This window comes from Streptomyces sp. NPDC057877 (genome assembly GCF_042796855.1).
Taxonomy (GTDB): Bacteria; Actinomycetota; Actinomycetes; order Streptomycetales; family Streptomycetaceae; genus Streptomyces.
This window is the reverse complement of record NZ_JBHVMS010000013.1, coordinates 190,355-214,163: the sequence shown is the minus strand read 5'-3', so window position 1 is coordinate 214,163 and position 23,809 is coordinate 190,355. Positions and strand designations below refer to the sequence as shown.

General features: G+C 70.6%; 20 protein-coding genes. 11 read left to right on the top strand and 9 right to left on the bottom strand.

The window, feature by feature from the left end; all coding sequences use genetic code 11:
• Positions 1 to 33: 33 nt before the first annotated feature.
• Positions 34 to 1,335: an RICIN domain-containing protein gene (locus ACFVQG_RS34135; RefSeq protein WP_383391341.1), complete on the top strand. Its 1,302-nt coding sequence runs from the start codon at positions 34 to 36 to the stop codon at positions 1,333 to 1,335.
• Between the two features lie 197 nt (positions 1,336 to 1,532).
• Here ACFVQG_RS34135 and ACFVQG_RS34130 read toward each other — a convergent pair whose 3' ends face one another.
• Entirely contained in the window at positions 1,533 to 2,258 is a 726-nt protein-coding gene (locus ACFVQG_RS34130; RefSeq protein WP_383391154.1) for a glycoside hydrolase family 11 protein, read from the bottom strand.
• Between the two features lie 473 nt (positions 2,259 to 2,731).
• On the opposite strand from ACFVQG_RS34130, the gene ACFVQG_RS34125 reads away from it, so the two are divergent.
• The 6 genes from ACFVQG_RS34125 to ACFVQG_RS34100 all read left to right on the top strand — a co-directional run bounded on the left by ACFVQG_RS34125 (position 2,732) and on the right by ACFVQG_RS34100 (position 11,467).
• Positions 2,732 to 3,778 (top strand): amidohydrolase family protein, encoded by a 1,047-nt coding sequence (locus ACFVQG_RS34125; protein WP_383391151.1) that lies wholly within the window; start codon positions 2,732 to 2,734, stop codon positions 3,776 to 3,778.
• 98 nt (positions 3,779 to 3,876) lie between these two features.
• Complete coding sequence (locus tag ACFVQG_RS34120) at positions 3,877 to 5,031, top strand: VOC family protein (RefSeq protein ID WP_383391149.1); 1,155 nt, start codon at positions 3,877 to 3,879, stop codon at positions 5,029 to 5,031.
• Positions 5,032 to 5,056: 25 nt separating this feature from the next.
• On the top strand, positions 5,057 to 5,995 hold the full coding sequence (locus ACFVQG_RS34115; RefSeq protein WP_383391146.1) for a fumarylacetoacetate hydrolase family protein: 939 nt from the start codon (positions 5,057 to 5,059) through the stop codon (positions 5,993 to 5,995).
• A gap of 19 nt (positions 5,996 to 6,014) precedes the next feature.
• Positions 6,015 to 7,616 carry a bifunctional 3-(3-hydroxy-phenyl)propionate/3-hydroxycinnamic acid hydroxylase gene (locus ACFVQG_RS34110; protein ID WP_383391142.1) on the top strand — a complete coding sequence of 534 codons (1,602 nt, stop codon included), beginning with the start codon at positions 6,015 to 6,017 and terminating at the stop codon, positions 7,614 to 7,616.
• Positions 7,613 to 9,583: an acetoacetate--CoA ligase gene (locus tag ACFVQG_RS34105; RefSeq protein WP_383391137.1), complete on the top strand. Its 1,971-nt coding sequence runs from the start codon at positions 7,613 to 7,615 to the stop codon at positions 9,581 to 9,583. The genes ACFVQG_RS34110 and ACFVQG_RS34105 overlap by 4 nt, the downstream gene beginning before the upstream one ends.
• Positions 9,584 to 9,994: 411 nt before the next feature.
• Positions 9,995 to 11,467: a sulfatase gene (locus ACFVQG_RS34100; RefSeq protein WP_383391134.1), complete on the top strand. Its 1,473-nt coding sequence runs from the start codon at positions 9,995 to 9,997 to the stop codon at positions 11,465 to 11,467.
• A 78-nt stretch (positions 11,468 to 11,545) separates the two neighbouring features.
• Here the strand turns inward: ACFVQG_RS34100 and ACFVQG_RS34095 are convergent, their stop codons facing one another.
• The 6 genes from ACFVQG_RS34095 to ACFVQG_RS34070 form a co-directional block, all read right to left on the bottom strand.
• Positions 11,546 to 12,181 carry a TetR/AcrR family transcriptional regulator gene (locus tag ACFVQG_RS34095; RefSeq protein WP_383391132.1) on the bottom strand — a complete coding sequence of 212 codons (636 nt, stop codon included), beginning with the start codon at positions 12,179 to 12,181 and terminating at the stop codon, positions 11,546 to 11,548.
• A 72-nt stretch (positions 12,182 to 12,253) separates the two neighbouring features.
• Positions 12,254 to 12,781, bottom strand: coding sequence for a hypothetical protein (locus ACFVQG_RS34090; protein WP_383391129.1), 528 nt, complete (start codon positions 12,779 to 12,781; stop codon positions 12,254 to 12,256).
• 189 nt (positions 12,782 to 12,970) lie between these two features.
• Positions 12,971 to 15,322, bottom strand: a complete 2,352-nt coding sequence (locus tag ACFVQG_RS34085) for a hypothetical protein (RefSeq protein ID WP_383391126.1) — start codon at positions 15,320 to 15,322, stop codon at positions 12,971 to 12,973.
• A gap of 20 nt (positions 15,323 to 15,342) precedes the next feature.
• Positions 15,343 to 15,768: a hypothetical protein gene (locus ACFVQG_RS34080; protein ID WP_383391124.1), complete on the bottom strand. Its 426-nt coding sequence runs from the start codon at positions 15,766 to 15,768 to the stop codon at positions 15,343 to 15,345.
• Between the two features lie 542 nt (positions 15,769 to 16,310).
• A complete protein-coding gene (locus ACFVQG_RS34075) occupies positions 16,311 to 18,899 on the bottom strand; it encodes an FtsX-like permease family protein (RefSeq protein WP_383391121.1) in 2,589 nt (862 codons plus the stop codon).
• Positions 18,899 to 19,681 carry an ABC transporter ATP-binding protein gene (locus ACFVQG_RS34070; protein ID WP_383391118.1) on the bottom strand — a complete coding sequence of 261 codons (783 nt, stop codon included), beginning with the start codon at positions 19,679 to 19,681 and terminating at the stop codon, positions 18,899 to 18,901. The genes ACFVQG_RS34075 and ACFVQG_RS34070 overlap by 1 nt, the downstream gene beginning before the upstream one ends.
• A gap of 270 nt (positions 19,682 to 19,951) precedes the next feature.
• On the opposite strand from ACFVQG_RS34070, the gene ACFVQG_RS34065 reads away from it, so the two are divergent.
• From ACFVQG_RS34065 to ACFVQG_RS34055, 3 genes are read left to right on the top strand one after another with little or no spacing between them, the layout of a single operon-like run.
• Positions 19,952 to 21,190: a sensor histidine kinase gene (locus ACFVQG_RS34065; RefSeq protein ID WP_383391116.1), complete on the top strand. Its 1,239-nt coding sequence runs from the start codon at positions 19,952 to 19,954 to the stop codon at positions 21,188 to 21,190.
• Between the two features lie 35 nt (positions 21,191 to 21,225).
• Positions 21,226 to 21,915: a response regulator gene (locus ACFVQG_RS34060; RefSeq protein WP_383391113.1), complete on the top strand. Its 690-nt coding sequence runs from the start codon at positions 21,226 to 21,228 to the stop codon at positions 21,913 to 21,915.
• A 29-nt stretch (positions 21,916 to 21,944) separates the two neighbouring features.
• Positions 21,945 to 22,226 (top strand): hypothetical protein, encoded by a 282-nt coding sequence (locus ACFVQG_RS34055; protein WP_383391110.1) that lies wholly within the window; start codon positions 21,945 to 21,947, stop codon positions 22,224 to 22,226.
• Positions 22,227 to 22,360: 134 nt separating this feature from the next.
• Here the strand turns inward: ACFVQG_RS34055 and ACFVQG_RS34050 are convergent, their stop codons facing one another.
• Positions 22,361 to 22,501, bottom strand: a complete 141-nt coding sequence (locus ACFVQG_RS34050) for a hypothetical protein (protein ID WP_383391108.1) — start codon at positions 22,499 to 22,501, stop codon at positions 22,361 to 22,363.
• Positions 22,502 to 22,821: 320 nt separating this feature from the next.
• On the bottom strand, positions 22,822 to 23,004 hold the full coding sequence (locus tag ACFVQG_RS34045; protein ID WP_383391105.1) for a hypothetical protein: 183 nt from the start codon (positions 23,002 to 23,004) through the stop codon (positions 22,822 to 22,824).
• A gap of 398 nt (positions 23,005 to 23,402) precedes the next feature.
• Here ACFVQG_RS34045 and ACFVQG_RS34040 point away from each other — a divergent pair, with 398 nt between their 5' ends.
• Positions 23,403 to 23,765: a hypothetical protein gene (locus ACFVQG_RS34040; RefSeq protein WP_383391103.1), complete on the top strand. Its 363-nt coding sequence runs from the start codon at positions 23,403 to 23,405 to the stop codon at positions 23,763 to 23,765.
• Positions 23,766 to 23,809 lie beyond the last annotated feature (44 nt).

The following is a 23,809-nucleotide window of genomic DNA, read 5'->3' as shown; positions in this document are numbered from 1 at the left end:
GGAGTACGCCGCTGGTGGTCCCGGGTCGCCGCCGTGGTGGCGGCGACCCTCGCCATCGGCATGCTCACCGCGGTGAATCCGACGCCCGCCGAGGCGGCGACGGTGGACACCAACGCCTGGTACGTCCTGGTCAACCGGAACAGCGGCAAGGCACTGGACGTCGCTGGCACCTCCACCGCCGACGGCGCACGGCTCAGCCAGTGGACGCGCCATGACGGGACCAACCAGCAGTGGCAGTTCGTGGACTCCGGCGACGGCTACTACCGTCTCAAGGCCCGGCACTCGGGCAAGGTCCTCGACGTGGCCGGAGCCTCGACCGCGGACGGTGCCGCCGTCCAGCAGTGGGCCGACCACAACGGGACCAACCAGCAGTTCCGTCTGGCCGACTCCGACTCAGGACACGTCCGGCTGATCAACCGCGCCAGCGCCAAGGCGGTGGAGGTGCAGGGCGCCTCCACCGCCGACGGAGGCAGCGTCGTCCAGTACACCGACTGGGGCGGCGCCAACCAGCAGTGGCAGATGGTCAAGCTGTCGTCCGGCGGCGGCGGCGCATGCGGCAACGCCCCGACCCTCACGAGCGGTACGCACACGATCCAGAGCGGCGGCAAGAGCCGCAGCTTCATCCTCCGGGTCCCCGCCAACTACGACAACAGCCATCCCTACCGGCTGATCTTCGCGTTCCACTGGCGGGGCGGCACGGCCGGTGACGTCGCCTCGGGCGGCACGAGCGGGAGCGCCTGGTCGTACTACGGCCAACAGGAACAGTCGAACAACGGCGCGATCCTCGTGGCCCCCCAGGGCCTCGGTAACGGCTGGGCCAACTCCGGCGGCGAGGACGTCACCTTCGTCGACGACATGATCCGGGTCATCGAGGGCGGCCTCTGTGTCAATCCGGCACAGCGCTTCGCCACGGGCTTCAGCTGGGGCGGCGGCATGAGCTACGCGCTCGCGTGCAGCCGGGCCACCGTCTTCCGGGCCGTCGCGGTCATCTCCGGTGCCCAGATCAGCGGGTGCACCGGCGGCACCCAGCCCATCGCCTACTTCGGGATCCACGGCATCAGCGACTCCGTGCTCAACATCTCGCAGGGACGGCCCCTGCGGGACAGGTTCGTCAGCAACAACGGCTGCACGGCCCAGAACCCGCGCGAGCCCGCGCCGGGCAGCCGAACCCACATCACCACCGTCTACTCGGGCTGCCGTACCGGCTACCCGGTCCAGTGGGCCGCGTTCGACGGAGACCACATACCCGCTCCGGTCGACGGCTCCTCCGGCGAAAGCGGCGTCGCCACCTGGACCAAAGCAGAGATCTGGAGGTTCTTCGCACAGTTCCAGTGACACGCCCGCACCCCGCGAGGGAGCAACGGGGACCCAGGCCCCCGTGGAGTCAGGTCCATCCTGGCTCCACGGGGGCCGCGTCACGCACCTGACGAGCGTCCGAGGCTGCCCGGAACCCGGTCGCCGTCCACCACCAGCACGGCTGCGGGACCCGCCAGGAGGACGGATCCCGCAGCCGGTCGTTCGCCGGGCAGATGTCAGCCGCTGACCGTGATGTTCGAGCTTCCGCTGCTCTGGAAGCCCTCGGTGGCCATGATCATGTAGTACCTGAACTGGCCGAGGTTCATGCCCGCGCGCGCCCAGGCGTCGAAGTGGTTCCCGGTGGTGATGGTGCCGGAGCCGCTGGTCACCTTCGACTGGCGGACGCTCCAGTACTGGTCGAAGGTGCGGGTGCCCTCGACGGACGGGGCGTTGTACCGCGTCGTCTTGTAGATGTCGTACGTGCCACCGTCGCTGTAGACGGTGCCCCGGTACTCACCGGTGGGCCGGTAGCTGCCCCAGTTGTCGACGATGTAGTACTCGACCAGCGGGTTCGAGGTCCAGCCGTAGAGGCAGCCGTAGCCGTTGCCCGACGGGTTGAAGTAGCCGGTGTAGCGGACCGTCCGGCGTCCGCCGGTGTTCCACCCCTTGCCCGCGACGAAGTTGCCGCAGTTGGTCCACTGGGTGCTGTAGTTGCCGCCGCCGTTGAGCGTCATGGAGACGGAGCCGCCACCGTCGGTCCAGAACGAGTAGTACATGCCGTCGTAGCCGGTCTGGTTGGTCCTGATGGTGGTGGCGGCGTGGGCGGTACCGGGCAGCAACAGCCCGGACGCCGTGGCGAGCGCGACGGTTCCGGCGCCGCCGAGGAAGCCTCGCCGACTCACGCCGCTGAAGGGGGCGGGGTTCTGCTTGATCTGGTTCTGCTGCGTGCCGTCCTGTTGCATGCGTCCTCCCGATGAAGGCTGGTGGGGGCCGGGCGGCCTCTGCTGCCCGCGGCCTTGCATGGAACACGGCGGGGGTCGCCCGTCGTCGTACCGCGACGACCGGCCGCCGACCCCGGTCCCATGACGCGAGGGGAACGACGGCCTCCTGTCGTTCGGTGGCCTCAGTTTTCGTATAACGCCATGAGCCTGTCAACACTTTCGACATCCTTTCGGAAACATTCCCTTCACGAGACAGCGTCGCGGTGGACACATCATCGCTGGTCAGCCGACTTCTTGCGCGGACTGCCACGAGGGTCGGACCTGGATGTCAAAGAGACGTAACGCAAGCGAGCGCTTATAGCTCGAAACTTTCGAACCGGACGGCGTCCAGCAGAACCCCGCAGGATCCAGCCCTGCCAACCCTTCATTCTGATGAAATCATCATCTATGGTCGCCGGGTCAGATGCCGCTTCTCCTCGACCGCGGGAGCCTCCATGCCATCCACCAGTCGTCGTCGTCTTCTGCGCATGGGGTCCGTGGCCGCCGGTGCGGTCGCCACCGGCGCGGTGAGCACGACGACCGCCGCCGCGCAGCGGCACAGAGGCGCGGGCGCCATCGATGTGCACGCCCACTACGTCACGCCCACATACCGCGCGGCGTTGATCGCGGCCGGACAGAGTCGGCCGGACGGCATGCCGGGCATCCCCGACTGGAGCGTCGAGCAGGCCCTGCGCTTCATGGACGCCAACCGCGTCGCGACCGCCATGCTGTCCGTGTCCTCGCCGGGGATCTCGCTCGGCGACACGGCCGCCAACCGTGACCTCGCGCGCACGGTGAACACGGAGGGCGCGGCCATCGTCCGCGCCCATCCCACCCGCTTCGGGCTGCTGGCGTCGGTTCCCCTGCCGGACGTCCCGGCCGCGGTGACCGAGGCCGAGTTCGCGCTGGACGACCTCGGCGCGGACGGCATCATCCTGGAGACCAACTACCAGGGCACGTACGTCGGCAGTCCCGCGTTCGCACCCCTCATGGCGGCACTGCACCGCCGCAAGGCGGTCGTCCTCCTGCACCCCACGTCGCCCGCCTGCTCGCGGTCCACCGGTCTCGGCTACCCGCGCCCCATGATCGAGTTCCTCTTCGACACCACGCGGGCCGTCACCGAACTCGTCCTGAACCGGGTGGTGGACAGGTATCCCGGCATCGAGTTCGTCATTCCGCACAGCGGAGCCACGCTGCCGGTGGTGGCCGACCGGATCTCGGCCTTCGCCCTGGCCGTCGGCGGACCCCCCACAGACGTACTGGGAACCCTTCGGCGTCTGCACTACGACGTCGCGGGCTTCCCTCTGCCGCGGGCGCTCCCCGCCCTGCTCGACCTGGTCGAGCCCGACCGCCTGCTGTACGGGAGCGACTACCCCTTCACCAACGCGGTCGTCGCCACGGCGCACGCGAAGGCCCTCGCCGAGACCCGCGTACTGAGAGCACCGGACAAGCAGGCGATGTTCCACGGCAACGCCCGCCGCCTGTTCCCCCGGCTCCAGTGAACCGCTGGACTCGCCCCCTTTCCTGAGGCCAGCTCTTGACGATCAAAGAGTCAAAGCTGATGATTTCCTCATTACGAAGATGTTGCCTGGAGGACACCATGTCCGAAACCCTTGCCAACACAGCCGCCGGAGCGGACGGCAGAACGCCCCACCAGGACCTCCACAGCGAAGAGGGCGCCCTGCGCGGCGAGCACCCGGGCCGTTCCCGCAACCCCGTGATCAAGGTGGCGGACCTGGCCTGGCTGGAGTTCGAGAAGCCCGACCTGGACCGGGCGGAGGTCTTCGCCCGGGACTTCGGCTTCGGCATCGCCGCCCGCACCCCCCACGCGCTCTGGCTGCGCGGCACTCTCGCCGGATCGCCCTGCGTGGTGATCCGGCGCGGCCGGACCTCGCGCTTCATCGGCCCGGCGTTCCGCGCGGCCGAGCGGGCCGACCTGGAACGACTCGCCCGGGCGACGGGCATGAGCGTGCGGCACGCGGACGTGCCGGGCGGCGGCCGGACGGTCGACCTGCTCGACCCCTCGGGTTTCCCCGTGCGCGTGGTGCACTGCGGTGAGGAGCTGCCCGCCCTGCCCGAACAGCGACCGCTGCTCCTCAACTTCGGCACCGATCACCGCCGTACGAACGCCACCCAGCGCCCACCGCGCGAACCCTCCCGCATCCAGCGGCTCGGCCATGTGGTCCTGGAGACCCGGGTGTTCGGCCAGGCGCTGGACTGGTACCTGGACACGCTCGGCATGATCGTGTCCGACTTCCTGTTCCTCGACGGACAGCGCGACCGCGGCCCCACGATGGCCTTCATCCGCTGCGACCAGGGCAGCCTGGCCGTGGACCACCACACGCTGGCGATGCACCTGGGCCCGGGCACCGGGTACGTCCACTCCGCCTACCAGGTGACCGACCTGGACGCGATCGCCGTCGGCGGTGAGTACCTGGCCGAACGCGGATACCAGCGCAGCTGGGGCATCGGCCGCCACATCCAGGGCAGCCAGCTGTTCGACTACTGGCGCGACCCCGACCGCTTCATGCTGGAGCACTTCGCCGACGGCGACCTCTTCTCCCGCGACATCGAGCCCGGCTGGGCCCCCATGTCGACCAGCGGCCTGGCCCAGTGGGGCCCGCCCGCCACCCGCGACTTCCTCGGCACCAGCCCCTCACCCCAGCGGGTCCACGACGTCATCCAGGCCCTGCGGGGCGACAACGAGATGGACGCGGCGCGCCTGGTGGGCCTGCTGAGGGCCATGCACTCCTGACCCCGTCTCCAGAGAAGGCCATGCCATGAGTACCCACGTCCTGCGCACCGCCGACGGCTGGTGGGTCGTCGCCGGGGACCACGCCCTCGCCATCGACACCAAGGCCGTCACCACCGCCGAACTGCTGGCCGACCGGGCCGCCGTCGACGAGGCCGCCGCCTCCCGCGCGACGGGCACACCCGTCGCCGACCTGGTCCCCCTGTCCCCGGTCACCACGCCCTGCCGGGTGGTCGCGCAAATGGTCAACTACCACAGCCACGCCCGCGACTCGGGCTTCACCGGGGACATCCCGCCCACCTTCTTCCGCAAGGCCTCCGGGTCGGTGAGCGGACCGCACGACGACATCGTCCGCCCGGCACACGTCACACTCCTCGACTACGAGGTGGAGCTGGGTCTGGTGATGGGCGCGCCGCTGCCCGTCGGCACCGTCGTCGAGGAACGCGACCTGCCCTCGTGCGTCGCCGGGCTGGTGATCACCAACGACGTCAGCGCCCGTGACATCCAGCTGCCGAAGACGCAGTTCTACGAGAGCAAGTCGTACCCCACCTTCACCCCGACCGGGCCGTACCTCGCCCTGCTGGAAGCGGACGACTTCGCCCACCTCATCGGTCTGCGGCTGCGGCTGTCGGTCAACGGCGAGCTGCGTCAGGACCGCACGCTCGCCGACATGATCGTCCGCCCCGCACGGGCACTGACCCTGCTGGCCCGCTTCCAGACCCTGGACCCCGGCGACCTGCTGCTGACCGGCACCCCCGGCGGCACCGCGCTCAAGGCCCCGCCCAAGCCGGTCGAGAAGATCGGCGCGCTGCTGCCGCCCGCGGTGAAGTGGAAGGCGTTCTTCAGGAGCCAGGCGAAGAACCCGCACTACCTGCGGCCCGGCGACGTGGTGACCGCGACCATCGCCACCCCGGACGGCCGCATCGACCTGGGCAGACAGCGCACACCCGTGGCCGCCGAGCACTGACACCCGAAGTGAGCCGCACATGACCGTCGAGCACCACTCGGCACACGTACCCGTACTGATCGTGGGAGCCGGACCCGTGGGCGTGACCGCCGCCCTCCTCCTGGCCCGCCGCGGGGTACGCACCCTCGTCCTCGAACGCCACCACGACGTCTACCCCCTGCCCCGCGCCGTCGCCACCGACGACGAGGTACGCCGCATCCTCCAAGCGGCGGGCGTACAGGAGGAGTTCGACGCCATCGCCCGTCCCGCCCGGGGCCTGCGGCTGCTGGACGCCCGGCACCGGGTGATGGCCGAGTTCCCCCGCACCGCGCGGGGAGCCCACGGCTTCCCGCAGACCAGCATGTTCGACCAGCCCGAGCTGGAGCGCATCCTGCGCCGGGCCCTGGCCCGCGCCCCGGAGTGCGACCTGCGCGGCGGCGTGGAGGTGGTCGGCGTCGAACCGGCCCACGACGACGGTCCGGTCCGTGTCACCTACCGGGACGACGCGGGGGAACACCTGGTGCTCGCGGACGCCGTCCTCGGCTGCGACGGCGCCAACAGCCTCACCCGTGACGCCATCGGCGCGGGCTGGGAGGACCTGCGCTTCGAGGAGCACTGGACGGTCGTCGACGTGCGCACCAGCCTCCCCGTCCGCTGCTGGGAGGGCGTCGACCAGGTCTGCGACCCCCGGCGGCCCGCGACGTTCATGCGGGTCGGGGACGACCGCTACCGCTGGGAATTCCGGCTGGAGGACGGCCCGGAACCGGACGCCGCACGTCTGCGGGAGCTGGTCGCCCCCTGGGTGGACCGCGCCGACCCGGCCGACTTCGAGGTGCTGCGGCAGGCCCGGTACACCTTCCGGGCGCGTATCGCCGACCGCTGGCGCCTCGGCCGGGTCTTCCTGCTGGGCGACGCCGCCCATCTCACCCCGCCGTTCATCGGGCAGGGGCTGTGCGCGGGCCTACGGGACGCCCGCAACCTCACCTGGAAACTCGCCCGCGTGCTCCGACAGGGCGGCGACGAACGGCTGTTGGACACGTACGAGAGCGAGCGCAAGCCGCACGCCCGCCATGTCATTCGGCTGGCGGTCGCCATGGGCTGGGCCATGACCGGCGGCCAGGACGGCGCCGCCGCCATCCGGCAGGGCGTCCTGAGCACCGTACTGCGCACCCCCGGACTGGGCACGGTCGCCGCCCGTGACTTCAGTCCCGCCCTCGCCGCCGGACCACTCGCCCACCGCCGGGTCCACGGCGCCGGGCGCAGGCTCGTCGGCCGCCACTGCCCCCAGCCGTGGGTGACCGCCCACGGACACCGCACCCGCCTCGACGACCTGCTCGGTGACTCCTTCACCGTCGTGACCGCCGCGCCGCCCTCCCCCGCGGTGCAGGCGATCGCCAACGCCCTCGGCGCCCGCACCCTTCACGCCACCGGCCTCGGCGACCACGGCCGACTCACCGCATGGCTCCGCGAGGGACGCGCCGACGCCGTGATACTGCGCCCGGACCGCGTGGTCATGGACGTCATCCCGTCCGGCGGACGCGACTTCACGGCGACCGCCGCCTGGGCGCCCCTGCTGCACTCCGCCCGCGGCATCCCCCGACGAACCGCCCCCGAGAGCCCGCTGAGGAGTTCCACCCCATGAAGACGCCCGACCCCTTCTTCCTGCTCGACCCGGAGGCGGTCGCCGCCAGCCGCATCGCGGACTTCGCCCGCCACGTCGGGGTGGACGGCACCGACTACGCCGCACTGCACCGCTGGTCGGTCACCGACCTGGAGGGGTTCTGGGGTGCGGTGTGGGAGTACTTCGGCGTCGAGGCGCACAGCCCGTACGAGCGCGTCCTGGCCGAGGAGAGCATGCCGGGCGCCCGCTGGTTCCCCGGAGCCACCCTCAACTACACCCACCACGCCCTGCGCCACCTCACCGACGACGGTGTGGCCGTCCTCTCCCTCGACGAGACCGGGGCCGGGTACGAGGTGACCGGGGGCGACCTGCGCTCCCAGGTCGCCTCGGTCGCCGCGACGCTGCGCGAGCTGGGCGTCGGACGGGGGGACCGGGTCGTGGGCTACCTGCCCCACACCCCCCACGCGATCGTCTCCTTCCTGGCCGCCGCGAGTCTGGGCGCCGTGTGGTCGGTGTGCGGGCAGGACTACGCTCCCCAGGCCGCGGCCGACCGGTTCGCCCAGCTCGCTCCCACGGTCCTGATCTCCGCCGACGGCTACCTCTTCAACGGCACCCGCCACGACCGCCGCGAGGCCACCCGCCAACTGGCCGCGGCACTGCCGACGCTGAAGGCGACGCTCCTGGTGGACCACCTCGGCCTGCCCGGCCTCCCCACCGCCTACCCGTCCCTCGTGGTGCCGTGGGAGGACGCCGCCACCCGCACCGAGGAACTCACCTGCGCACCGGTGCCGTTCGACCACCCCCTGTGGGTGGTGTTCTCCTCCGGCACCACCGGCCTGCCCAAGGGCATCGTCCACGGCCACGGCGGCGTTCTGCTCGAGCACCTCAAGACCCTCGGCCTGCACTCCGACCTCGGCCCCGGCGACCGCCTGTTCTGGTACACCACCACCCACTGGATGATGTGGAACCTGGCCGTCTCCACCCTGCTGACCGGCGCCGCGACCTGCACCTACGACGGCAGCCCGGCACCCCACGCCAAGCTCGACGTGCTGTGGGAGCTGGCCGCGCGCCACCGCGTCACGGTCTTCGGCACCAGCCCGCAGTACCTGCTGGGCATGGCGAAGTTCGGCATCGACCCCTCCGGGCACGACCTGTCGTCCGTCCGCGTGGTCGGCTGTACCGGCTCCGCCCTGCCCGCCTCCGCCTACCCCTGGGTCCGCGACCACGTCGGCGACCACGCCCTGCTCGCGTCCATCAGCGGCGGCACCGACGTGGTGTCCGGATTCGCGGGCGCCGCGCCCAACACCCCGGTGTGGGCGGGCGAGTTGTCCGCTCCCCATCTGGGGGTGGCGCTGGCCGCCTACGACTCCGACGGCCTGCCGGTCGTCGACCAGGTGGGCGAACTCGTCATCACCCGGCCCATGCCGTCGATGCCGCTGTACTTCTGGAACGATCCCGACGGCACCCGCTACGCCGAGGCCTACTTCACCTCGTACCCCGGTGTGTGGCGGCACGGCGACTGGATCACCCTGACCTCGCACGGCACGGTGATCGTGCACGGCCGCTCCGACAGTACGCTGAACCGCAACGGCGTCCGTCTGGGCAGCGCCGACATCCACCAGGCCGTCGAGCGCCTCCCCGGGATCGCCGAAGCCCTCGTGATCGGCGCGGAGGAACCCGACGGCGGCTACTGGATGCCCCTGTTCGTGGTCCCTGCCACGGGCGTCAGCCTGGACGACGGCCTCCGCGAGACGATCAGGGAGGCGATCCGCACCGGAGCCTCCCCCCGCCACCTCCCCGACGAGATCCTCGAGGTCCCGGCCATCCCGCACACCCGCACGGGCAAGAAGCTCGAGGTCCCCGTCAAGCGCCTCCTCCAAGGCGCACCGGCCGAGCAGGTCGTCAGCCCCGCCGCGGTCGACGACCCCGGCCTCATCGACTACTACGCGCGCCTGGGCGCCGAACGCCGCGACCGGAGGAAGCGATAGGAACGACGCGACTCCTTCTGTGTGCAACGTGATCCTGCCTTCTGCGCCCCTGCCCTCCTGCGCGCCCGTGACCCTGCCCTTCTGCGCCCCTGCCCCTCACATACTGATGAAATCATCAGTCACGGCCCTTGACTGACATGCGAATCAGAGTCGATGATTTCATCAACAACAGGCGAGTTCATCTCCGGACGGGAAGCCGGGGTGTCATCTCGCTGAGCCGCATCAGTCCTGCCCGTGAGCGGGCTCTGGAGGCCCAGCCCTTGGAGCGGGCCTCGCCAGTACACACAACGCACCTGGTACGAGCCGCGGTGCGATGAACCATGTGCGGGTCGGGCCGCGGTGCCCGCCCGCGACCCGGGAGTTCTCCGCTTCTCGCGGCCTGCCCGGGTCCCCCGGTAATGAGGAGTGGAAGTGGCGCGTTCACGCAGAGGGATCAGCCGTCGGAGCTTCACGGGTGCGGTGGGCTCCGGGGCGGCGGCTGCCGCCGTGGGTGTCGGGGTGTCGGCGTCGAGCGCTCAACCGGCGCAGGCGGCGCAGGCATCGGGTGAGCGGAAGGAGCGGGCCTTCGCAGCGGCCACCCACCGGTCGTCCAAGCGGCCGAACATCTTGTTCATCCTGGCGGATGACCTGGGGTACGCCGATCTGTCGTGCTTCGGCGCGCGTCACATCAGGACGCCGAACCTGGACCGACTCGCCGCGCAGGGGCTGCGCTTCACCGACGGGTACGCTGGCTCGTCGAGTTGTTCACCGACCCGGCTGAGCCTGTACACCGGCCGCTATCCGGGACGGATCCGGGCGGGCCTGGAGGAGCCCATCGAGGACACGGACAAGACGGGACTGGACCCCACACACCCCACGCTGGCCTCGCTGCTGCGGGACGCCGGGTACACCACCGCGATGATCGGCAAGTGGCACTGCGGGGTGCTGCCCGACTACGCGCCCACGAAGTCGGGGTGGCAGGAGTTCTTCGGCAACTTCGGCGGATCCCTGGAGTACTACTCCAAGCTCACCACGAACGGCTCCTACGACCTCTACGAGGGCGAGACGACCGTCAAGGACCTGCGCTACTACACGAACATCCTGGCCGAACGGGCCTGCGACTTCGTCCAGCGCAAGCATGACAGGCCCTGGCTGCTCAACCTCAACTTCACCGCGGCGCACTGGCCGTTCATCGCGGAGGGCGACCGGGAGGAGGCGGCCCGCCTGGAGAAGCTCGTGCGTGAACTTCCCCCCAGCAAGGCCAGGCTGACGCTGGCCCACCTCGACGGCGGATCGCTGGACACCTACCGCAAGATGGTCGAGGGCATGGACCGGGCGGTTGGCCAGGTGCTGAGGGCGCTGGACCGTTCCGGCCGGGCGAGGGACACCATGGTCGTCTTCTCCAGCGACAACGGCGGCGAGCGCTTCTCCTACAGCTGGCCCTTCGCGGGAATCAAGGGCACCCTGCAGGAAGGCGGTATCCGGGTGCCGAACATCCTGCGCTGGCCAGCCCGTATCAACAGCCACCAGGTCACCCACGTTCCCGTGTTCACGCCCGACTGGACGGCGACCCTGCTGGAGGTGGCAGGCGCACGCCCGGCCCCGGATACCCCGCTCGACGGCACAAGCCTCGTCGGCTACCTCCTGCGCGGCGACGCCGCCCCGCAGCGGGACCTGTTCTGGCGCAAGGGCACCGAACGCGCACTGCGCCGCGGCCAGTGGAAGTACCACTACTCCGTCACCCCGAAGATCCCTCTCAACAAGGGCAAGGACGTCCTGTTCGATCTGCGGGCGGACCCCAGTGAGTGCGCCGACAAGTCGGCTCAGGAACCCGCCCTGCTGGCCGACCTCAAGGCGGCCTGGGAAAGCATCGACGCCACCCTGCTGCCCTACCCGGCCCCCTAGGAACCGGGCGGAGGAGGACCCGACCCCGTCGCGGGCGGCCATGGGCGGCCATGGACGGCCATGGACGGCCGTGGCGGTTCAGACGGTGCTGGGCAGCGGGCGCCGGGCGACCTCGCTGGCCTCGTCGGGCGGCAGGCCCAGCATCCGCAGCGTCATGTCGGCCATGTCGACGGCGGCGGCGTCCCCGTCGAGGTCGGGGCGCGAGAACCGCAGTTCCACCAGGGCCAGCAGGGTGCCGCCCAGCGCCGACACCGCGACGAGGGGGTCAACGGGGGCGAAGCGTCCCGACGAGATGCCACGCACCACGTCACGCAGCGCACGCGGGGCCAGCCCCAGGTCGGAGTGCAGGTGTCCGAGTCCGCGGCGGCGCAGCACCTGCATGAGTTCGGGGTGCGAGCAGGTCATCCGGGCGCTGAGCTGGAGGCCCGCCGCGACCAGCTCGGCCGGGTCCTCCACCCCGTGCAACCGGTCGTCGATGGCCCGGCCGAACTCCTCCAGCGCGTCCGCCACGGCCGCGTCGAAGAGTTCCGCCTTCGACGCGAAGTGGTTGTAGAACGACCCGAAGCCGACGTCGGCCCGCTCCGCGATCGCCTGAATGCTCACCCCCGTGTCGCCCGTGTCGGCGAGTATCTCCCGGGCCGCACGCACAAACGCCCGCCTCGTCGCGGCACGACGCCGCTCAAAGCGGTTGCTGGGTAAGGCTGTACTCGGCATGCATCGAGCCTACCAACCGAGCTGATCCCGAAATCGACTCCGACTGGAGCCTGCCGGAGGACGACGTCGGCACTACGCGGGCTCCAGCACGGGCTTCGCGGGCAGCCCCCCGTTCTCCTCGCAACGCAGTTCCTTGGCCATGGCCAGCGAGAAGGAGTGCGCCACGGTCGCGTAGGCGTCCTTCAGTGCCTTGGCGTCACCTTCGGGCTCCTTCGGCACATCCCAGTGCTCCACGCCGATGACGACGTGGACGTCTGTCGTCAAGCCGCCGAGCTTGCCGCTCCGGCACGCGAACTGGACGTAGGCCTTGTCCACTGCCGCCAAGGTCTCCTCGCCCATCTTCAGTACGGTGAAGTTCGGGGCGGGGGCGCCCGTCGGAGGACCGTCGACCAGCCTCCAGGTGACCCGGAGTGGGAAGTCCACCTCGTCGGCGGCGGTGTAGACGCGGCAGATGTCCCCGCGCCCCGTTCCTGTGGTGGGGACCGGCCATGACGTGGCGAGGACCGTGGCGGCCTGCGCGACCGTCGACTTCGCCGCCGTCGTCCCGAAGCGCGACGTGCCCGTGATCACCTCCAGCGCCTTGGACGCCTCGGCGGACACGGCATCGCCACCACAGACTTCCGTCCCCGTCAGAACCTTGTCGGCCGTCTCCTCGCCACCGTCCCCACCACAACCGGTGCCCCCGAGACACAACAAACCGGCCAAGGCCGTGGCAAGGAGTCCCGCCCGCACTGGCCTACGACTTGTCACTTGTCCGCATCCTCACGTGTCCTCGGTCGCCCACCGGTCTCAGCCGGTCTCCGGGCGGTTGCCCTGCTGGTTCTCCCGGTCGTTGCCGACCCCGTAGCCGAGCAGCTGCGATTCACGCAGGTCCTGCGCGAACGTGCTCCGGTGGGGGTCCGTCACGTGCCGCTGCAGATACTCCTCCATCGGAGCCTCGGCAAGGGCCTCACCGGCCGAGTAGATCGCTCTCTTCTCCTCGTCGGTGAGTTCCTCCACCTTCTCCTTGTGCTCGTCCACGGCCGAGTCGGAGATGCTGCCGACCACCTGACCGATGACCTGCTCAGCCGCACCACTGGCGGTATCGGTAGCCAGCGGGATGAGCACCGCGGCCGTGCCCACGGCGGCCGTCGCGGGCAGGAAGGCGACGCCCGCCGCGATGCCCGCCGTGGCCCCGAACTCGACCCAGCCCGCCCGCTTGGCGACCGCCTTCTCGTACTCCTCGTGGGTCTTGAGGTTCGTCGCCTCCACCTGGTCGGCGCGGGACTGGTCGAGCATGCCCTGCACCTCGGCACCCACGCGCACGGTCGCCCTGGCGGCACCCTCGTCGATCTTCCCGTCCGGGCCCACGGTCCCTTCCAGGACGCTGCGGGTGTAGACCTGCTCCGCGGTCGAGAGCGTCGCGTAGGCGTCAGGGTGCTGCCCCAGGGTGCTGAGGAAGCTCCGGGCGACGCTCCGCCCGTTCATGTCCGCGGTGTCCGCGAAGTCGATGTGCCCGTCCGGGTTGCTGCCCGGCGCGAACACGCTGCCCGGAGCGTTCTTCTCCAGCGCCCAGTTGATGTCGTCGATGTAGCCCGCGCCCATGACGCCCAGGCTGTCGGCCATCGCCTCGTGGTGCTCCTTGAGCAGAGCCGGGTCAGCACCGTACTTCTCCATGACCTGCCGCATGACCGCGGCGTTGTCCGCGTCCCGCACCACGCCGGGGTCCGGGTGCCCGGCCGGGTAGCCGAGGGTCGCCGCCTCCAGGGCGCGGCCGAGCGCGTCGGGCATCTGGTCGAGCGACGCCTCCAGCTCCTTCTGGTCGAGCGAGTTGACGTCGGGGAAGAACTCCCACTCCTCATGGGTGAAGAAGTCGAGGTAGTTGTCGATCGCCTCGCCGTCCTTGTTCTTCCCGAGGTCGGCCGTGGCTCCGTGGTCGACCGTGCCGTCCTCGTTGTACGCGGTGGGGGGATCGGCGAAGAACCGCTTCGCCGCTTCCGGGCTGTTGCCGAGCGCTTGCAGCATGGCGGTGGCCGGGTCGTAGCCCGCCCCGTTCACGCCGGAGGGGTTGAACGGATTCTTGAACGGGCTGTTCACCACCTTGTTATCGGCGAACATGTACGGGTCCCTCTGGTGCAGCTGCGCCACGTGTTCGGCGATCGGGTTGAGGAACCTCGCGTCGTAGTTCCCGTACCGCATGATCCCGCCGAGCAGCTGGTATCCGAACGGCCCGCCGTAGTCGTGCTTGGCCAGCGGAATGCGCTCCGTACCCAACTTGCGTAGCTCCGGACCCCACTTCTCGGTGAACTCCCTGTCATGGGAGGCGGTGGCCAGGTTGAGGCCGAGGTTCTTCTGCAGCTCTTGGACGTCCTTGAGGCGCTGCGCGTCGACCTTGCCCAACTCATAGGTGTCCGTGGCGAGCTGGCCGAAGAAGGCGAGCGACTTCTCCGGGCCGAGTCTCTCGTAGAAGCCCTTGGAGAAGTCCACCGACGATCTGTTGTCCCTCAGCAACTCGTTGAGCTGCTGGAGTTCGGTGTGGGTGAGGTCCCGGCCCTTTGCCGCCAGGGAGGCGGCGCGGGCGGCCTCCTCCTGGTCCAGCTTCGTGTACGTCGGAGCACCGAAGTCCTTGCGGTCGGTGACGTTGGCCTCAAGGGTGTTCTTGAGGGCGAGGTCGGTGTCGTTGCAGTTGTCGACGATGAGGTCGATCCTCTTCTGCCACGACTCGATGTTCCGCCTCTCCTCCCGCAGCAGATCGCTGTAGTCGGGATCGCGCCGCGCCTCGGGGCTCTCGGACAACGGCTTCCGCGCCGTGACCCTGCCGTTGCCGTCCACGCGGATACCGGCCGCGGGTCCCTCGTGGTCCCGGATGTTGACCAGGTCGTCCCGGGCCTTCTTGATGGCCGCGTAGCCCTCTTCCAGGATCAGCTTCACGCCCTTGGCCTCGGCCGCGGCGTCGGCGAACTCCTTGGCCGTCTTGTGGATGAACGCCTTGGTGACCCCCGCGTTGACGCCCTCCCAGGACGCCTTGTCCGCCTTCGCCTTCATCCCGTCGGTGGCGTCGGTGGCGAGCTTGTCCAGCTTCCCCACCATCTCCGCCCAGTCGTCGGCGGCGGCCTTCAGCTTCGCCACCGGGGCGTCGATGATGTCCTCGTACTTCAGCATGTCGCGCGCTCCCCCGAGCCCTACTTCATGTACTCCGAGAGCACGGAGATCGTCGTCAGGTCTCCCTCGATCTTCGCCTCGTCCTTGGCGTGCTGTGCCTTGCTGAAATCGAGGTGGTTCGAGATCCGTGCGCAGGCGTCCAGCAGAGTCCTCAGATGCGTCTGCCAGTAGTCGTGCACCTTCAGCACTGCCGAGCCGCTCACGAAGTTCCCGTTGGTCAGCGCCGTCGCCGCGTCGAACGTGGAAGGACGCGCGATGTCGCCCTCCTTCGCCAACCGCCCCAGCAGGTCATACGCGTCATTGCCGATGGCGCCGAGATCGTCCCGATTGACCACCAGATCCCTTCCGCCACCACCTCCGCCGCCCTCGGCCGGAACGCTGTTGATCCGCATGGAACTCCGCTGGGCCGTCGCACGCAGTCCGGCCCATTCTTGCTCGAACGTCATGAATTCCCCCAAGCCACCGGGCACACCACTCCACCGTACTCGCCCAGCCGCCCACCTGATCACCGGTCGCTTGTTTCATCAACCGCCTGTGCAGCGCAGGGTAGTTGGCGTCGCTTGCCCCGTTCCGCGACGAGGCCAGCCCTAGTCACGACCATGGCGATGTGCGCCATGAGGGTGATGTCGGCGCTGCCGTGCCAGTGCGCCTCGCCGGGCGGCACATGACGGTCTGGTCGGCGCTGACGCGTACGACGTGGCCGTCTCGGGTGCCGCGCCGACGAGAACGATGCGGTCCGTGACGTAGAGCGTCTGGCCGTTGGCGCCGGTGAAGCGCTCGGCAGGGCCCTGGCGGTCGGGGTCCGGGGGAGGCCGCGCATCGGACGAGCAGTCCCGGACCACGGGGCCGCACGGCATCCGGACATGCGCCCAGAAGGCCCTCCGCGGCCGTTGACGGCAGGGCGTGCGGCCCGGCCGCCCACCGGTCCGCACACCCTCGGCAGTCCGCTCCCCTACTCCTTCGACTACTCCTTGAATGACTCCTTCAACTACTCCTTCAACCCGATCGCCTCCACCGCTCGCGCCCGCAGCATCAGCCGTGTGGGCAGCATCGCCCCGGCCACCGCCAGTACGGCCGTGGAGCCGAGGATGGCCAGCCAGCCCAGCACCGGAGCGGTCGGCAGCGGGGTCCCGGTCAGGGCGATCGCGACCAGGGCCAGCGGCGGCAGCGCCAGCGCCACTCCCACCACGGCGCCGACCACGACCACGGTCAGGCTCTCGCGCCGCATCATGCCCAGCACCTGCGAACGGTCCGCGCCGGTCAGCCTCAGCAGGGCGAACTCCCGCCTGCGGGCGACGGTGTTCATCACCTGGGTGTTCACGACGGTGAGGGCGGTGTAGGCGATGATCAGGCCCACCACCAGATAGTTCACCCAGGCGGTCGCCCGCTGCTCCTCGACCTGGGCATCGGCCGCCAGGGTGCCGCTGAGACTCGTGCCCGGATAGTCACGCGCCAGCGCGGAGAGCCGCCGTTCGGTGTCCGCGGAACCGGACGCCGAGCGGACCAGGACGGACCGGTCGACGGCCTCCGTGGTGTGGGACAGCAGCAGATCGTGGTCGAAGGTGAGGTCGGCGAAGCCGAGGCCACGGCCGTACACGGCGATCACCTTGCCGTCGAAGGCCGTGCCGTCCCCCAGGTACAGGTGCGCCCGGTCACCGACGTCGAGACCGAGCCACGAAGCCGCCGTGGTGCTGAGCGCCACCGTGTCCCGCGTCAGAGCGGACAGGTCGCCGTCACGTTCGTCCAGGTCGAGCGTGTCACCCAGGGCCCGGGGCTCGACGCCCTGGGCGCCCAGTGACACGGTCTCCTCCTCCCCGAGCAGCGAACCCACCCCGACGGCCTTGGAGCGCACCACACCGGTCGCGGCCGTCACGCCCGGCAACTCCGCGGCCCTGCGCGCCAGTTGCGGGGACACACCGGACGGGGCGGTCAGGACGTGGTCGGCGAGTGTGCCGGAGCGGATCTCGTCGGCGGACTCGCGCAGCTGGGTGGTCTGGGTGAACACCACGGTCGCGGCGAACGAGACGGCCAGGACGAGGGGCGTGACGGCACCGGCCGTGCGGACCGCCCCGCTGCGGCAGTTGGCCGCGGCCAGCCAGCCGGTGACGCCCGTCCGATGGAGCGCAGGCGCCAGGAGTCCGATCGCCGCGCGGGTGAGCAGTGGGCCGAGTACGGCGGCGGCGACGGCGAGCAGCAGGACCAGGGAGTTGGCCAGTCCGACAAGGGTCAGGAAGTCGGCCCGGTAGCCCAGGCCCAGGCCGAGTACCGCCGCGGCCAGGGCGAGCAGTGCACCGCCGGTGATCAGGCGCCCCCGGCCGAGGCGGGAGGGCTCGGATGCCGCCTCCCCCAGGGCTTCGGTGGGGCGGATGCGGGCCGCGCGCCGGGCCGCCACGAAGGCCGCCGCGACGGCGGTGACGACGGTCGCGACGACGGCGGCCAGGAACGGAAGCGGGCCGATCACCGGCCGGAAGTCCGGCGGGACGATGCCCCGGCCCGCGAACTGGGAGCTGAGCCAGTACACGACGCCCACCCCGAGCGGGCAGCCGAGGAGACCCGCCACCAGGCCCGCGACGGCCGACTCCGCGGCGATCATGCGGTGCAGCTGGCGCGGTGTGGTGCCGATCGCCCGCAGCAGCGCCAGCTCGCGACGGCGGTGGCGCACCGCGAGGGAGGTCGTGGCGCACAGCACGAACACGGCCACCAGCAGGACGTTTCCCCCGATGCCGGTGGCGAGTTCGACCACGGTCGCGGCGCCGACGGCGACATCGGTGAACTCGGCTCGGCCGCGGTCGGCGCCCGTGTACACGGTGACGGAGCGCTGCCCCCGCAGCGCCTGCTCGATGTCGGAGGCGATGTCGGAGGCGATGTCGGACGGCGCGGTCCCCGGACGGGGCACCACGCCGAAGGCGTACACGCCGCGTGCGGTGTCGGGGGCCAACCGGTCGAGGACGGCGTCGGCGGCGAACAGTACGGACTGGCGGGGTGCGCGGTCGCCGTCGAGCGCGACGAGACCGGCCACCTCGAAGGTGACAGGAGTGGACGTCGTCATGAGTCGTACGGCGGAGCCGACGCGCAGGCCGCTGCGGGCGGCGAGGTCGGAGTCCAGCACCACCTCGTGCGCGCCGCTCGGCTGGTGGCCCACCGCGAGCCGGAAACCGCCCAGTGCCAGGCTGTCCCAGTTGTGCAGCTGCGGGGAGGCGCCGTTGCGGCCCGTCACCGCACGGTCTTCGCGCAGCAGCCGGACCGTCGTGCCCCGGTCCGGCACCACGGAGGCGACGCCGTCGACCGCCGCGATGTCGTCGGCGAGGGCCGCGGGCAGCACGAGGCGTTCGGGCAGGGGCTGAGAGCTGCGGTAGGTGGAGCCGTCGGCGGACTGCACGTCGAGTTCCACGCTCTGCCGTCCGGCGACGATCAGCGGTGCGTTCTCGTAGCGCTCGGGCGGCAGGGCGGAGCGCAGCCCGGACTCGAGCAGCACCCCGCAGGCGCTGATCACCGCCGCGCCCATCAGCAGAGCGAGGAAGGTCGCGGCGAACGGCCCCTTGCGGGCGCGCAGCGTCGCGAGGGCGAGGCGCAGCATCAGCGGGTCCCCCGCAGCTCGGACATCACACGCTTGACCTGGTCCGCGGCGGGCCGGTCCACGCTGTGCACCACGCGTCCGGCGTCCAGGAAGACGACGCGGTCGGTGTGCTGGGCCGCCACCGGGTCGTGGGTGACCATCACCACGGTCTGGTGCAGGTCGGTCACCGCCTGCCGGAGCAGGTGCAGGATGTCCTGTGCGGTGTCGGGGTCGAGCGCACCGGTGGGCTCGTCGGCGAAGACGACCTCCGGACGGGTGATCAGGGCGCGCGCGATGGCCACGCGTTGTTGCTGCCCGCCGGACAGCTCGGCGGGCCGACGACGCAGCAGGCCGGTCAGACCGACACCGGCCGCGGCGCTGTGGACCGAGGTGCTGTCGGCGGCGGCACCGGCCAGCCGCAGGGGCAGGGTGATGTTCTGCTCCACGGTGAGTGACGGCAGCAGGTTGAAGGCCTGGAAGACGAAGCCGATACGGGTCCTGCGGTACTCGGTGAGCCTGCTCTCGCTCAGTTCGGCGAGGTCCTGCCCGCCGAGCCGCACGACGCCGGACGTGGGCCGGTCGAGTCCGGCGGCGCACTGCAGGAAGGTGCTCTTGCCGGAGCCGGACGGCCCCATGACGGCGGTGAACGTGGCGGGCCGGATTCCGATGCTCACCTCGTCGAGGGCCACGGCCGCCGACGCGCCGTCGCCGTAGCGCTTGGTCACCTGGGTCAGTCGTACCGCGCTTGCGGTGGTGGCGGGGGCGGTGGAGGCCGGTGTCTGACGGCTGCGTGCTCGGAGCATGAGTGACCTCGTCGAGTGATGCGGTGTGCGGTGCCTCCAGTCCATCCGCGACGAGCGGCCGTATCCTCCGCCCGCACGTCGAATCCGCCCCTCCGCCCGTCGGCGGAGACGGGGCGGGGGCTCCGCCGCCCGGATGAGGGGGGCCGGGGGCCGATCGGGCAGGGCGCCCGCCGCCTCCTTCCTGAGGAGGGGGCATCACGGAGGAGGAGCGGCGAGCGGCTCCACCCTGCGGGTGGCGGCACGGAGGAAGTCCGACTCTAAAGTTGAACGATGAAGGTGACAGGCTCCTGGGCAGGGCGCGGGATACCGGCCGCGTGGACGGACGCCGTGCTGGCCGTCCTGGCGGCGGCGGGCTGTCTCGCCCTGCCGACGGCGGTCCCGGCCGGTAGCCAGGACCTGCGGGCACCCGACACCTGGTGGTTCGTCCTCGTCCTGCTGGTCGCTCTGCCCATGGCGGTGCACCGCCATCTGCCGCTGGGCAGTCTGCTGGTGTCCGCGGCGGCGGCGAGCACGTTGCAGGCGCTGACGTACGTTCCCCAGCTCTCGGGCGCCGAGGGCACCTCGATCGGCCCGACGTACCTGGCCGTCGCCACGGCCGTGTACCTCACGGCGGTGCGCCGCGGTCCCTGGATCACCACCGTCGTGGCAGGGGTGTTCATCCCGCTCGACTCCCTGGTGGAGGGGCTCATCGCGCCGACGGGACACCGGATCGCCACGTTCCTGACCCAGGCCGTCCTCCTGCTGGCGGCCTGGGCTCTGGGCCGTCTCGCGAAGGCGCGTGCCGCCATCCGGGACGAGGCCGTGGAACGCGCGGCCTCCCTCGAACGCGAACAGGCCGCCAACGCCCGGACGGCGGTGATGCACGAACGGGCCCGCATCGCCCGGGAACTGCACGACATCGTCGCCCACAACGTGAGCCTCATGGTCGTGCAGACCATCGCCGCCGACCGGGTCCAGGACCGTGATCCGCAGAAGGCCCACGAGCTGCACGCGACGGTCGAGCAGACCGGTCGGGACGCCGTCACGGAGTTGCGCAGGCTCCTGGATGTGCTGCGGACCGACGAGGAGGCCGCGGCCGACCCTTCGAAGGAACCGCCCCAGCCGACCCTGGACGCCCTGCCCGCACTGATCGACTCCGTACGCGACACCGGCCTTGACGTCGACTACCAGGTGACGGGCACACCGCTCCCGCTGCCCGCCGGAACCCACCTGACGGCCTACCGCGTCGTCCAGGAGGCGCTGACCAATACGATGAAGCACGCCGGTCCGACGCGTACCCAGGTGCGGGTCATCTGGGAGGACGGACCGGAACGCCTCACCCTGCGGGTCTGTGACGACGGTCCGGCCGCGGCCGGGTCCGCGGCTCGGACCTCCGGGACACCCGCGCACGGCACCGGACACGGCCTGGTCGGCATGCGGGAACGGATCGCCGCCGTGGGCGGCACCCTGCACACGGGTGAGCGGCCCGGCGGGGGCTTCTGCGTCCATGCCGTCCTGGAACCGGCCTGACCGACGGCACCACCATGGCAAAGGAATCGAACCGTATGCGGCGCATCAGCGTTCTGCTGGCTGACGACCAGCCCATGATCCGGACCGGGTTCCGGCTCATCCTGGAGGCCGAAGGGGACATCGACGTCGTCGCGGAGGCGTCAGACGGCCGGGAGGCGGTCGCGGAGACCGAGCGGCTGGCGCCCGACGTCGTCCTGATGGACATCCGGATGCCGAACATGGACGGCGTCGAGGCCACCGAGCTGATCGCCCGTGGTGCGTCGTCCAGCCGCGTCATCATCCTCACCACCTTCGACCTGGACGCCCACGTCGTGGACGCGCTGCGGGCGGGCGCCAGCGGGTTCCTGGTGAAGGACGGTCCCGCCGACTCGCTGGTGGAGGCGATCCGGACGGTGGCCACGGGCGACGCCGTGCTCGCTCCCCGCGTCACGCGCCGACTGCTGGACCGGTTCGCCGCTATGCCGTCACCGACCGCGCCCGCCGTGCCGCCCCGGCTCGACGCCCTGACAGCCCGCGAGCTGGACGTACTGCGCGCCCTGGCGCGTGGCCTGTCGAACGCGGAGGTCGGCCGGGATCTGGGCATCGGTGAGACGACCGTGAAGAGTCATGTCGCGCACATCCTGGAGAAGTTCCAGCTGCGTGACCGCGTGCAGGCGGTGGTCCTGGCGTACGACTGCGGACTGGTGACCCCGCGCACGGGGCCCGCGAACGAACCCCGCGCCTGACCGCCACAGACCGAAGGATGGGACAGCCCGTGAGCACAGCCATGCTCGTCGTCATCGCCCTGATCGGCATCGTGACCCTCGTGACAGTGGAGAGCAGGTCGAGTCGGCTGGACCGGCGGATCCGGGCCCTTGACCGCAAGGTGGACCTGCTCCTTGAGCATCTCCAGATACGGAACGACGATCCTCAGCTGGCCGAGGTGGCGGCGCTGGCCCGCGACGGACAGGACGTCGCCGCGATCAGGAAGTACCGGGAGATCACCGGTGCGGGCCTGCTGGAGGCGAAGCAGGCGGTCGACCGGATGCCTCCGTAACAGGCGGCTCACCGGAAGCCAGGCCCCTGTTCTCCTTGCTGAAGGCGTTCCCCGCTCATCCTGTTCTCCGGCACACCGGCCTACGGCCACCTGTTGCCCCTGCTCCCCCTCGAAAGAGCGGCCCACCAGGCCGGTCACACCACCGCGTCCCTGACCCACGCCTCCCTCACGAACGTGGCCGTCGGCACGGCGGGCGCGTCCTTGGAGGACACCCTGGGCGAGTTCCAGCGGCGCACCGGGAAGAACGCCGCCGCCGACGTGAGCCCGGCCGCCACGGAGTCACCGCGCCGAACTACCCGGGTACCTCGAAGACATCATTCTGGATCTCCTCGCCAAGGCGCCCGCGCACCGTCCCGACGCCTCCGATGTGGCCCGCCGTCCACACGTGGCTGGGCAACCGACATTCGTGTCGGCCCCGTCCATCAGTCCACGGCGTGAGTCCGCCGGGCGTCGGCTGCCGTCCTGGACCCGGGGTATGACAGGCGGCCACAGGGCAGTCAGTGCCGGAGCCCCCACGCTGACACGGGACGCGTCACCTCGCCTTGCGGATCGGTGGATCGACCGCCCCATCATGCGCCTTGCGCAGAGACCCGCGTCAGACGAACCGCCCGGACCGTCGGCGGTCGCCCTCACCGCACTGGCCGGTCGGTACAACGCCGGGCTCAGCCCGGGCCGACTGGGCCGCAGCGCGGAGGCCCTCCAGCTCCACCGCGATCTGATAGACGATCGCACCCGCGTCCACGGCCCCGCCCACCCCGAAACGCTCCGCGCCCGCCATGGCGGAAGTCGACCCCCGAAAGCTGGACTACCTCTTCAACAAGGACATCAAACCGGACTCCCACAACTCGCCGAGAGCACTGCAGAACGAACTGCAACTGCACCGGATCGGCATACCGGACACCCCGGAAATGCGGCAGTACGTCACCGATCATCTCACCCAGGCCGCTCAACAGCCGTTCGAGCGGACCTTCACCAAGGAGTGGCCCGGCGGAAGCGGCGAGTTCGGCGTGACGGAGTCCGTCCTCTACGGCCCGCACGGAGCACTGGGTGTGGAGAGCACGTGGCAAGTCCTGCCGGACGGCGGACATAGACTCTCCACGGTCATCTTCCGTGGCAGTGGCCCGAACGTGAGCATCCACGGCAGCCTGGACCACTGGCCGCCGTACAGGGTGGAAAGTGAAGGCGGACGTGTACCGAGAGTTCCTCACCCCCGACGACGAAGAGGTCTACGAGGCCACCGGCGAATGGCCGGACTCGGACGAGAGCGGCGCACGCGTTCTCAACCTGCGCGACCTTTCCGGGCAATCGCTGGTTTTCTCGTATGACGCGCTGGCAAGGTCAGTCAGATTCCGCTGGACCGACCATCAGGGAACTGACATCCTGGATTGCTTCCGCGAAGGCGCGACGCGCCTTTCCTTCACCTCGGGGCCATCGTCCAAGCACATCTCGATCGAGTTCAGCATGGGCGAGTGCACGGGAACAACGGAGATCCAGCTGACCCCCGATCTGTCGGTACGTGACCGCGTTTTGTTCCAATGACGCCGGTGGCACGGCACGGCCCGGAGCGGTTTCTGGTAGCCACG